Source organism: Paenibacillus sp. PastM-3 (assembly GCF_029893965.1).
Lineage (GTDB): Bacteria > Bacillota > Bacilli > Paenibacillales > Paenibacillaceae > Paenibacillus_AQ.
Genome location: NZ_JARXXP010000010.1, coordinates 15,582 through 26,007, shown reverse-complemented (window position 1 = coordinate 26,007; position 10,426 = coordinate 15,582). Strand labels below are relative to the sequence as shown.

At 52.9% G+C, this 10,426-nt stretch carries 10 protein-coding genes; 5 read left to right on the top strand and 5 right to left on the bottom strand.

Annotation, left to right across the window (positions count from 1 at the left end):
• Positions 1-697: 697 nt before the first annotated feature.
• A complete protein-coding gene (locus M2108_RS15695) occupies positions 698-1,627 on the top strand; it encodes an ABC transporter ATP-binding protein (RefSeq protein ID WP_277470335.1) in 930 nt (309 codons plus the stop codon).
• Complete coding sequence (locus M2108_RS15690; RefSeq protein WP_277470459.1) at positions 1,620-2,408, top strand: ABC transporter permease; 789 nt, start codon at positions 1,620-1,622, stop codon at positions 2,406-2,408. Before M2108_RS15695 ends, M2108_RS15690 begins: the two co-directional genes overlap by 8 nt.
• Positions 2,409-2,456: 48 nt before the next feature.
• On the opposite strand, the gene M2108_RS15685 is transcribed toward M2108_RS15690, so the two are convergent.
• Together M2108_RS15685 and M2108_RS15680 are read right to left on the bottom strand one after the other, a co-directional pair.
• Complete coding sequence (locus M2108_RS15685; RefSeq protein WP_277470334.1) at positions 2,457-2,906, bottom strand: bactofilin family protein; 450 nt, start codon at positions 2,904-2,906, stop codon at positions 2,457-2,459.
• Between the two features lie 24 nt (positions 2,907-2,930).
• The gene (locus M2108_RS15680; RefSeq protein ID WP_277470333.1) at positions 2,931-4,145 is read right to left on the bottom strand and encodes a peptidoglycan DD-metalloendopeptidase family protein; all 1,215 of its coding nucleotides are present in this window, start codon (positions 4,143-4,145) and stop codon (positions 2,931-2,933) included.
• A 244-nt stretch (positions 4,146-4,389) separates the two neighbouring features.
• Here M2108_RS15680 and cls point away from each other — a divergent pair, with 244 nt between their 5' ends.
• On the top strand, positions 4,390-5,823 hold the full coding sequence (gene cls / locus M2108_RS15675) for a cardiolipin synthase (protein ID WP_277470332.1): 1,434 nt from the start codon (positions 4,390-4,392) through the stop codon (positions 5,821-5,823).
• Between the two features lie 166 nt (positions 5,824-5,989).
• Positions 5,990-6,901, top strand: a complete 912-nt coding sequence (locus M2108_RS15670; RefSeq protein ID WP_277470331.1) for a YitT family protein — start codon at positions 5,990-5,992, stop codon at positions 6,899-6,901.
• 224 nt (positions 6,902-7,125) lie between these two features.
• Here the strand turns inward: M2108_RS15670 and ligD are convergent, their stop codons facing one another.
• Genes ligD through ku form a run of 3 tightly spaced genes read right to left on the bottom strand, consistent with a single transcriptional unit; the run spans position 7,126 to position 9,990 of the window.
• Positions 7,126-8,010: a non-homologous end-joining DNA ligase gene (gene ligD / locus M2108_RS15665; protein WP_277470330.1), complete on the bottom strand. Its 885-nt coding sequence runs from the start codon at positions 8,008-8,010 to the stop codon at positions 7,126-7,128.
• Positions 8,011-8,037: 27 nt separating this feature from the next.
• A complete protein-coding gene (locus tag M2108_RS15660; RefSeq protein ID WP_277470329.1) occupies positions 8,038-8,985 on the bottom strand; it encodes an ATP-dependent DNA ligase in 948 nt (315 codons plus the stop codon).
• A gap of 33 nt (positions 8,986-9,018) precedes the next feature.
• Positions 9,019-9,990, bottom strand: a complete 972-nt coding sequence (gene ku / locus M2108_RS15655) for a non-homologous end joining protein Ku (RefSeq protein ID WP_277470328.1) — start codon at positions 9,988-9,990, stop codon at positions 9,019-9,021.
• Positions 9,991-10,201: 211 nt separating this feature from the next.
• On the opposite strand from ku, the gene M2108_RS15650 reads away from it, so the two are divergent.
• Positions 10,202-10,393 carry a hypothetical protein gene (locus tag M2108_RS15650; RefSeq protein WP_280777083.1) on the top strand — a complete coding sequence of 64 codons (192 nt, stop codon included), beginning with the start codon at positions 10,202-10,204 and terminating at the stop codon, positions 10,391-10,393.
• Positions 10,394-10,426: the final 33 nt, after the last annotated feature.

The following is a 10,426-nucleotide window of genomic DNA, read 5'->3' as shown; positions in this document are numbered from 1 at the left end:
ACATCCCCAAAGTGGGCAAGGTGAGCCGAATAAAGGGAAAAATCCCGTTATTTCGTCTGAACATTGTCCTATTTAAAGATTGGCGGCGGTTAATTCGGGTTTATAGGTAGAGGGGTACTGAGGATGGAGCGACATTCTTATTAAAATTTTTCTATATATGCAGTGTTACCGTCATATTAGCCGTCTATTAGTTAGTTAGCTCTTCCTTTTCCCTGATTTTCAGGAAAAAGGTAAGATGTGGTAATATAGAAAATATATAAAATGAAATTTTTCAAAATATATGCAAGGTAAGAGTAACGTAGGAGAAATATGGAACTTTAGAAGTGCTGCTTTTGCCTTTGTTCATAGATTTAGGACTTAAAAATTAACAAGAAGGAAAAAGTGGCGGAAGGGAATTTTGGAACTGGAAGAGCGGAGCGTCCGTCTGAAAGCTTTTCGCAGAAAAGCTCGCTACGGAAGCATAGGCAGTCTGCGGATTTCTACCGCGAACAGCGAGTAAGATCAAGAAATCTGCAGACAACAGCGGCTGGAAGTCCAACCATTCCCTGGAGTCACGGCCATCCCGTAATGAAAACTTCAAATCTATTCTGTACACCAACAGCAGCCTGAAATCCAACCAATCCCCGGAGTTATGACTTGAACCTTGCTTGGAGATTTGAATATTTCATTTTATAAACGAAAGAAAGGAAGTGAAGAAATGCCACTTACGGCAGAATCGGCGAATAAGCCTGTTGCCAGCCTGATGGGGGTAACCAAAAAAATCGGCTCCAAAACGCTGGTAAGTGATCTGACGCTGGATATTCCGCCCGGACAGATCTTCGGGTTTCTTGGGCCCAACGGCGCCGGGAAAACAACTACGATCCGCATGATGGTCGGTCTGATCTCGATCAGCCGCGGTGATATTCTGATCTGCGGACGCAGCATCAAGGATCATTTTGAAGAGGCTGTGGCCAATGTCGGCGCGATCGTGGAGAATCCGGAAATGTACAAGTTCCTGAGCGGGTACCAGAATCTGCGCCAGTACGCCCGGATGGTTCCCGGTGTTACGAAGCAGCGAATTGATGAGGTTGTGCAGCTGGTCGGGCTCGGCCAGAGAATTAACGACAAAGTCAAAACCTACTCGCTCGGCATGCGCCAGCGGCTGGGCGTGGCCCAGGCCCTGCTGCACCGGCCGAAGCTGCTGATCCTTGATGAGCCGACAAATGGTCTTGATCCCCAGGGCATCCGGGAGCTGCGCGATTATTTGCGGCGGCTGTGCCAGGAGGAGGGGACGACCGTATTTGTCTCCAGCCACCTGCTGTCCGAGATGGAGCTGATGTGTGACAGTGTGGCCATTATCCAGAACGGCCGGCTGATTGATGTCAAGCAGCTGAAAGCAGTAGGAGACTCTGTATTGCCGGTCACGGAAACGCTGTTTGAGGTTGATGATCCTGAGGGTGCGCTGGCCGTGCTGGGGCAGGGCGTGTTAAAAAACGGGGGGATCTCCGTGGTGGCCGCGCGTGAGGACATTGCTGAGCTGAATGCAAGACTTGTGGCGGCAGGCTTCAAAGTATATAGCATCAGGGCGCTGTCACGGTCACTGGAAGATCAATTCCTGGAGATTACCGGAGGTGAAGGCATTGGGTGAGTTCGCAGCTCTCATACATAATGAGAATATCAAAATTTACAGCCGTGTCCGCACATGGGTGATGCTGTTTATTTTGGGACTCATGAGTGCGCTGTTTCCGGCACTGATTTATTTTACAAGCAGCTCTGATCCGTCCGGAACCGGGGTATGGGATAATTTTCAGATGACAGTCAGTATTTCCTTTTTCCTGAATACCATCTTTACGGTTGTTATTGCAGCTGATGCTGTGGCCGGAGAATTCTCCTGGGGGACGATCAAGCTGCTGCTGATCCGCCCGTGGAGCCGCTCCAAAATCCTGCTTTCAAAATATATATCCCTGATTCTGTTCAGCCTGCTCAGTACAGCCGTGCTGATCGCGTTCGGTTATACATCATCGCTGATCTTTGCGAGAGCGGATTCCTCCACTGTTACAGATCTGATGTCATGGAGTCCGGCGGCATACTCGTTCATGGATTTGTTCTGCCGCTATATTGAACTGTTCCTTACAGTGGCGCTGGCCTTCATGGTCTCCAGTGTCTTCCGCGCAAGCGGTCTGGCGATCGGACTGTCACTGTTTATTATGTTTACCAAAAATATTTTCGCGACGCTTTTTACTCCTGAACGCTTCGAGTGGGCCAAATATCTGATTTTCACTCATATGGATTTGCGGGTGTATCTGTTTGGCGAAACAGGACCGGGAGGGGTCAGCCTCGGCTTCTCGGTTGCAGTGCTGGCTGCCTACTATGTGCTGTTTCTGGCGGTTTCCTGGTTTGTCTTCAGCAAAAGAGATGTGGCTGCCTAGACAGGGCGTCTTATACAAAAAAAGTGAGGCTAAACGGGCAGCGCCCGCTTAGCCCGCTTCGCGTTTGCCCTGCTGCTTGGATCCGCGCTTGCCGGCTTTGTCCGCAAGCTCCGCCCCTGCGGGAACGTCCGCCAGCAGCACGGCAGGCTGTTCGGCAGTGGCGACAGAGCCGTTCAGCACGCAGCCTTCCATAATGCTCAGCGTGCCTGCGAGAATATTGCCGTGCAGCTGACCAGTACCTGTCATGGTGAGCCGCTGATCCGCTGTGACGTCACCGTACACTTTTCCTGCGATGATGATTTCTTTGGCTTTAATCGTGGAACGTACGGTTCCCTGCTCACCGATTGTAACGGTCCCCTGGCATTGGATTTCCCCGCTGAAATTCCCCTCAATCCGCAGGTTTGTATCGCACTGTACCTTGCCCTCCAGATTGCCGCCGTGGCCGATCAGCGAATCCGTTGACCTAAATGGCGCAGTGTGCTTGCGTTTACTCCACATGCTTATCCACCTCTCATTCCTGTTCTATTGTTTGACATAACCCAAAGGGTTGACCGCTTTATTCTGCTTGATGACCTGAAAATGCAGATGCGGCCCCGTGCTGCGCCCGGTATTGCCAAGCGTACCGATTTGCTCGCCTTTGGTGACCTTGTCACCGGCGGAGACGCTCATGCTGTTCAGATGCATGTACCAGGTTTCGAGACCATTTGCATGCTTGATAATAATATATTTGCCTCTTGCGCCCATTTGATCCGATGCTGTAACCTCACCTTCCATGGCCGCATAGATGGGGTCTCCGATACTGCCGGCAATATCGATGCCCGAGTGATAGGCGGAGATTCCCTTAAAGGGATCGGAACGGTAGCCGAAGCTGGAGGTAATGACCTTGGAACGGGTAGGCCAGATAACGGCCGGAGCCAGACGTGCTTTCTCAGCGAGGGCCTGGCTGGCCTTAAGCTGGGCCTCTGCATCCCGGACCTCTTTGGCTTCTGTAATGGTGGCGGACAGGCTGGCCAGCATTTCATCCAGCAGGCTGCGGATTTCTTCATAGTCATCGCGTGCCTCCTGTACCATTCCCAGTGGATCATCCTGATAGACGGCGATATATTCTCCGCCTACCTGCGGAGTTACCGTGCTGCTGATTGCGCCCGAGATGGCTCCCAGACGGAAGCTGATGGCCGGCAGGGAGGCGACGGCAGAACTTGCCTGCGGTTCTGCATTCAAAGCAACTGCTCTGTAGCCTGCGGACGGTCCTGCTGCCGTAACCGCAAATGCATTTCCGGAAGCGGATACCGGGGGATTCCCTGAGATAGAGGCAGAGTCCATATCTGCATCTGAATCTGTACCAGAATGTGTACCGGTCGCCTCCTCGCCATCAATCAGCGACTGCAGCTGTGCTTCAAGCTCACTTACACTTTTGAGCTTGTCTTTGATTACCTCGGCTTCTTCGGACAGCTCCGTGACCTGGTTGCGGAGTTGCTGCAGCGTCTGGTCCTTGTCGGCCACCTTCATCTCCATCCGGAGATTGGCCAGCGACAAGGAGGCGGCTTCCGCCTCCAGCTCAGCGATGGAACGTGAGGCATGAAAATGCATCGAGGTGACCAGACTGGAAATAGATAGGGCAGCCGCAGCCGGCAGGGCCAGGGCCATCGGCTTGGACAGCTGCAGCTGTCTGACCGGACGTCCGGCTTCACGGACAACGAGCAGGGTAATCCGGTTATCCTTATGCTGGGTTTTCATAGCTTCTCCTTTCTGCGGCTGCGCAGCCGCCTTGTGCTTGGCTGTGAATCCGGAAATTCTGTAATCAGCGGGCTCATCCGATTTGTCCTATTACTCTATGTATTCAGGCCTTTGGATGAACATGACAACAGTTTGATTGAATAAAGAGGAAGAGTTCCGGCAAAACCTGTATTAGAATCAGCTTGCCCGGGCAGCGGATCAAAGGCTGCCGGCTGCTGTTTATTGAGATTGTGGAGGTGACGGCTTGACTGTTATTGCACTCTTATTGGCTCTCTTTGTACTGCAGATTGCAGCTGTTATGCTGCTCGAATACCGCCGTCCGCAAAGGGCGATGGCCTGGATATTTCTCAGCTTCTGCTGCCCCCCGGCAGGTCTTGCGTTCTATTATTTCCTCGGGCGCGATTATCGGCAGAGCCGCAGAATCGGCAGACGCTGTACGCCGGCGCGGCGCAGTGAAATCCGCACACATGTCTGCAGTAAAATCAGGATCATCAAAAAAACGGAGGAATGCGGAAATCCCAAATTTGCCGGCCGGGGCAGCCTGCTCCGTCTGCTCTCCGGGCTGTCCGATATGAAGATTACCGGCCGGAACCGCTGCCGGATCCTGCCGAACGCCGGGGCAGCGTATGAGGCGATGCTGGAGGCAATGGAAGGGGCGCGGGAGCATATCCATATGGAGTTTTATATTTTCCGCGATGATGAAATTGGTGACCGCTTCCAGGATGTAATGGTTCGTAAAGCCCGCCAAGGGGTGAAGATCCGGCTTTTGTGCGATGGCCTGGGCAGCTATGCCCTGAGCAAAAGGTTTATCCGGACGCTGAAAAATGCCGGCGTAGAGGTTCATTTCTTCTTGCCGCCGCTGATATCGCTTCTGGAGCGCCGGTTCAATTACCGGAATCACCGCAAAATTATGGTTGTCGACGGGCTGGTAGGGTTTACGGGCGGAATGAATGTGGGAGATGAGTATCTGGGCAAGGACCCCAAAATGGGCAACTGGCGCGACACTCATTTAAAGCTGGAGGGAGATGCCGTATATGATCTGCAATATGTATTCCTGAAGGACTGGAAGCTGGCAGTTGGAGACTGGCTTAGCCATCCGCGTTTTTTTCCGGATCATCAATGCAGCGGGGAGGAGTCTGTGCTTCTTGTGGCGAGCGGTCCGGACGGCGCGGTGGATGCATCCCAGGAGATGTTTTTTGGCGCCCTTACGGCGGCCAGAAAGCGGATCTGGATCACCTCGCCTTATTTCATACCAGATCCGGCGATCTGCCGGGCACTGAAAAACGCGGTGCTGAGCGGAGTGGATGTGCGGATCATCATTCCGGCCAAACCGGACAACAAGCTTGTTTATGCTGCGTCCTTATCGTATCTGGAGAATCTGCAGGATGCCGGGGTGAAATTCTACCGCTATACTGCGGGCTTCATGCATGCCAAAGTGATGATTGTGGATGATCTGCTGGCGACGGCCGGCAGCGCCAATCTGGATATGCGCAGCTTTTATTCCAATTTTGAATTGACTGCGGTGCTGTTCTCTCCGGATATGGTTACCCGGCTTGCCGCCGCCTTTGAAAAAGACCAGAAGCACAGCGAGTTTATTGACCCTGAAAAATTCATGAAGCGGAGCAGGAATGTCAAGTTGATTCAAGGTCTTTGTCAGCTGTTATCTCCGCTTTTATGACCAAAAATAGGACTAAACCTTAACTTTTCTAAGGCGCGAATATGTTCCATACCTTATTTGGCCGTCTTTTATGATATAATATAAGTACGAGAAGAAATATAAGAAAGTATAGCTTAACCTTATGCTTTCAGTTATTCTTTGAACACTTATTTATAGGGGGAGTTCTATGACTGTGAGCCAGCAAATCCTTACGAATGAGGATCAGAAAAAGCCGCAGAAAGCATCCTTGAAGACCGCCAGACTGCGGTTTGCCGGGCGGGTGGTTATGATGGTGCTGGGTGCATCGATGATGTCGGTGGCCCTGGAGATTTTTCTGGTTCCCAATGAGTTGATTGACGGCGGAATAACCGGTATTTCCATTATGCTATCCCATATTTTTCATATTCCTCTCGGTATTTTGCTGACCCTGCTCAACCTGCCGTTTCTGATAATCGGCTACAAGCAGATCGGCAAGACCTTTGCCTTATCCACTTTATTTGCGGTCGTTGTCATGTCGATCGGTACTCAGCTGCTGCATCCGGTCAATCCGATTACCGTTGAGCCGCTGCTGGCAGCCGTGTTCGGCGGGGTTATACTGGGCGTCGGGGTCGGGCTCGTTGTCAGATACGGGGGATCGCTTGACGGTACGGAGATTGTGGCCATTCTGGTTGCGAAGAAGCTGCCATTCTCTGTCGGGGAAGTAGTCATGTTCTTCAACTTCTTTATCCTTTCCGGAGCGGGGTTTGTGTTCGGCTGGAATAATGCCATGTTTTCCCTGATTGCTTATTATATTGCCTTCAAGATGATTGATGTAACACTCGAAGGTCTGGACCAGTCGAAGTCGGTCTGGATTATCAGCGACAAGTTCCGCGACATCGGGGAAGCGCTGACGGAGCGTCTCGGGCGTGGTGTAACGTATCTGGATGGCGAAGGCGGTTTTTCCGGTGAAAATAAAAAGGTGATTTTTGTTGTCATTACTCGTCTGGAAGAAGCAAAGCTCAAATCCATTGTAGAAGACTGGGATTCTGATGCATTTATTGCAATTGGCAACATCCACGATGTAAAAGGCGGCCGCTTCAAAAAGAAATCAATCCACTAGCGTGATCCGGGGGAACGGATACGCTGTCCGAAGGAAGGTATATTTACGAAAGTCAGAGTAATCAATCCGGTGCCTGCAGCTCTTTGTACCGAATTCTCATATAGAACAATACCTTCCGTCCACAAGCTGGACGCCTGATAAGCCCGCAGCCATTATAGGCATTGCGGGCTTATTGCTGTCTGTATGCTGTTCTGCGGCTCTGCTGTCCCTGCCCGATCTACGCTTCAAGGCAGCTTCGCAGCAATCTCGCCTACGGGCTGTGGCGCTACCTTGGCTATAAGATCACCCATGCGGTTCAGCCGTTCTTCAATATTCAGCAGATGATAATCAAGCGGTGATACGTTGCGGGCAACCTCTTCCCACAGCAGCGGAGTGGACACGGTAGCTCCCGGGCGTGCCCGGGGAGTATACGGGGCAGCCAGCGTTTTGCCGCCGTAGTGCTGGAGATAATCAAAATAAATCCGGTCACCGCGGTGCTTTTTCAGGCGTTCCAGCGTGAACAGGTCGGGACGCTTCTCGGTCACATAACGCCCGATAAAGTGTCCGGTCTTGCGCAGCTCTTCAAAAGTAATACCCTGCTGTACCGGAACAATAATCTGTACCCCTGTAGCCCCTGAGGTCTTGGGAACCGAGGACAGACCCAGTGATTTGAGCACATCGCCCACGAGAGATGCTGCTTCCATAATGCGCGGCTCCACCTCAAGGGAAGGATCGAGGTCAATCATCCACTCACAGGGCAGGCTGCTTCCGGCGTAATGCAGGGAAGGATGAAACTCCAGCGCGGCCAGATTCCCCAGCCATAGCAGCTCCGGCAAGCCATGCAGAACAATATATTCGATCCCGTCCTGCACAGCTGTTTTTACAAATGCAGGCCGCGGCCGGGGGGCATTTTTCTGGTAAAAAGACATCCCGGGCACGCCGTGGGGGTATCTTATAACCGTCAGCAGCCGGTTTCTGCAGTAGCTGAGCAGGTAAGGCGAAAGGGCGGCCAGCTTCTGCAGATAGATCCGCTTCGTAATCCCCATCTCCGGCCAAAGCGGCTTCTCGGGATTCGTAACCGTAAGCTCCTGTCCGTCAATGGTAATCGTGCCTTTAAGGGCTGCCGGCATACAGATTCACCTCCTGTAAAATAGTGCTCAGCCTCTCTGCTCAAGGCGGCAGGACTCAGCGGGCAGATCTACCTGTGCCTGGATGACAGGCTGGCGCAGCGTTCCGGAGGGGTTCCACTCCAGAAAATGCAGCTTGAACACCAGGCTCGGCCTGATCCATACCGCATCCTTGCTGCGCTCCGGCATGGCTGCAAAAGGCGATGCAGGTATAGTCAGGTTATGGGCCTGGGCAGTCAGATTACGCCAGTCCATGGCGGTCATTCTGCCCGCCCCGGCGTGGCCGATATAGTGCAGCCTGCCTTCATTGTCATAAAGACCGAGCAGCAGGGCATTAACGATCCCGTCCCGGAAGGTGACTCCTCCGGCTACAGCGGTTACGTCGAGGATGATCTTGCGCTTCTGCCAGCGTTTGTCTTTGCCGCCCAGAGCATAGGTGCTGCCCAGGTCTTTGCAGACAATCCCTTCTAACCCCCCGCTGCTGGCAGCAGCAAACAGCTGGGCCGGATCAGTGTAGCTTGGCACATTCTGCACATGGGGATGGGGCAGCAGCATATCCTGCAGCATCTGCTGCCGCATGGACAAGGGCTGATCCAGCAGCCACCTGCCACTGCAGTACAGCATGTCGAAGACCATATAGAGTACCGGAACCTGCGGCAGCACGGCGCGGACTGCGGCTTCGCTTCTCACGCCGTCACGGCGCATCACTTCATGAAAGGACGGCTTACCGCCGACCAGCGCGATAATCTCACCGTCCAGGATGAAGCTGTCTGCCCGGCAATAGCGGTCCTGCACAGTCAATTCGGGGTATTGCATCGTGCGACGGTTGCCTCGGCGGTTAACAAGCTCTATGCGGCTGCCGTCATAATAGGACAGCATGCGGACCCCGTCCCATTTGATCTGGGCAATCCACTGGCTGCCGGAGGGAAGCTGCGCAGCAAGTACCGGTTCGAACGGTGTAACAGGCTTCAGTTCCATCAAACCGCCTCCTTTGGTGCCGGACCGTTCACGTCAGGATACGGTCTCTTTGCTTTTTGAGCTGCGCCGTTTGGTCTTGGGGGCAATGACCGGAATGGGTCCGGTTGCTTCGCTGAGGACAGGAGTACCGGCTGCCGCTTCGGTGCCGCTGGCCTTGGCTGTTCTTTTTCGGGTACCGGCGCCCGTCTTGGGCTTGCCTGCAGCAGCTGCTGGAGCGGTCCCGGGATCGCTCGGAATATGCTGAACTGCCTCGATGCTGGCCTGCAGCGCGGCCATCAGGTCAATTACATTGCTCTCCTGGCGGGCGGGTGCGATATGGAATTCCTCGCCAGAAATTTTGTGTGAGATCAGATCCAGCATCCGCTGGCGGTAATCATCGGTATATTTGCCCGGCTCAAACGGAGTGGACAGCTGGGAGATCAGCAGCTTGGCCATTTCCAGCTCCTTGTCGCTGACAATTCCCGCTTCCGGCAGGCCTGGAACCTGGGTTACAGGACGCACCTCATCCGGATAAAAAATCGTCTCAATGGCCAGGCAATTCTCCAGCACCCGGATGGCTGCCAGGCTGCTTTTGGACCGGATGGAAATTTTGGCGATTCCGATTTTTCCTGTCTGGCGCATGGCCTCCATCAGCAGACGGTAGGCGTTGGTGCCGGCCTGGTCCGGAGACAGGTAGTAGGTTTTTTGAAAATAAATCGGGTCAATTTCCGTCAAATCCACGAAATCCAGAATGGTGATGCTCTTGCTGCTCTCCTCAGTCAGCTGCTCCAGTTCTTCTTTGTCGAACAGGACAAACTTGCCTTTTTCATATTCATAACCCTTGCCGATCTCCTCCCACCCGACTTCCTTTTCGCATACAGGGCATTTACGGACATAGGACAACGGGCTTCCGCATTCCTTATGGATGTAACGGAGTGAAATGTCTTTATCCTCGGTTGCCGAGAACATTTTGACCGGGACGTGCACCAGGCCGAAGCTGATGGCCCCTTTCCAGACGGTATGCATGGATATCGCCTCCTGAGTTATAAGTGCTATATAAGTGCTGTTTGAGCTAAAACCCCATCATGTAATTACTGTTTAGTATGGTGTGCGGGCACAGTTTCTACCCTGATGCATTTTTTGCGAGTCCTGGGAAAAAATAAAGCCGGGCTTGTAAAAGCCGGCGTTCGGGCAGTTATGTCTGTCATGTATGGAGAAAAGCGGAGGGATAAGAACCATGGGCAAGGGGCGCAAGGAATGGCTTGATGATTTATCCGAACAGGATATTCCTGCCGAGGTTGTGGACTGGGCCGGGATTATTGCCGATCCGGATGATACGGATTCCGGTCCGGAGGCCGGATATCTCGATGCCGATGACACCATCGGTGAGCCTGAAGCGGATGAAGTGCAGGAAGATCCATTTTTTTGAGACAGTACTGTTAAAAAATAAAGCGCATGCTTT

Coding starts and splice junctions, on each gene's coding strand:
- M2108_RS15695 (WP_277470335.1), top strand. CDS start 698: ATGCCACTTACGGCAGAATCGGCGAATAAGCCTGTTGCCAGCCTGATG.
- M2108_RS15685 (WP_277470334.1), bottom strand. CDS start 2,906: ATGTGGAGTAAACGCAAGCACACTGCGCCATTTAGGTCAACGGATTCG.
- M2108_RS15680 (WP_277470333.1), bottom strand. CDS start 4,145: ATGAAAACCCAGCATAAGGATAACCGGATTACCCTGCTCGTTGTCCGT.
- M2108_RS15670 (WP_277470331.1), top strand. CDS start 5,990: ATGACTGTGAGCCAGCAAATCCTTACGAATGAGGATCAGAAAAAGCCG.
- ligD (WP_277470330.1), bottom strand. CDS start 8,010: ATGCCGGCAGCCCTTAAAGGCACGATTACCATTGACGGACAGGAGCTT.
- M2108_RS15660 (WP_277470329.1), bottom strand. CDS start 8,985: ATGGAACTGAAGCCTGTTACACCGTTCGAACCGGTACTTGCTGCGCAG.
- ku (WP_277470328.1), bottom strand. CDS start 9,990: ATGCATACCGTCTGGAAAGGGGCCATCAGCTTCGGCCTGGTGCACGTC.
- M2108_RS15650 (WP_280777083.1), top strand. CDS start 10,202: ATGGGCAAGGGGCGCAAGGAATGGCTTGATGATTTATCCGAACAGGAT.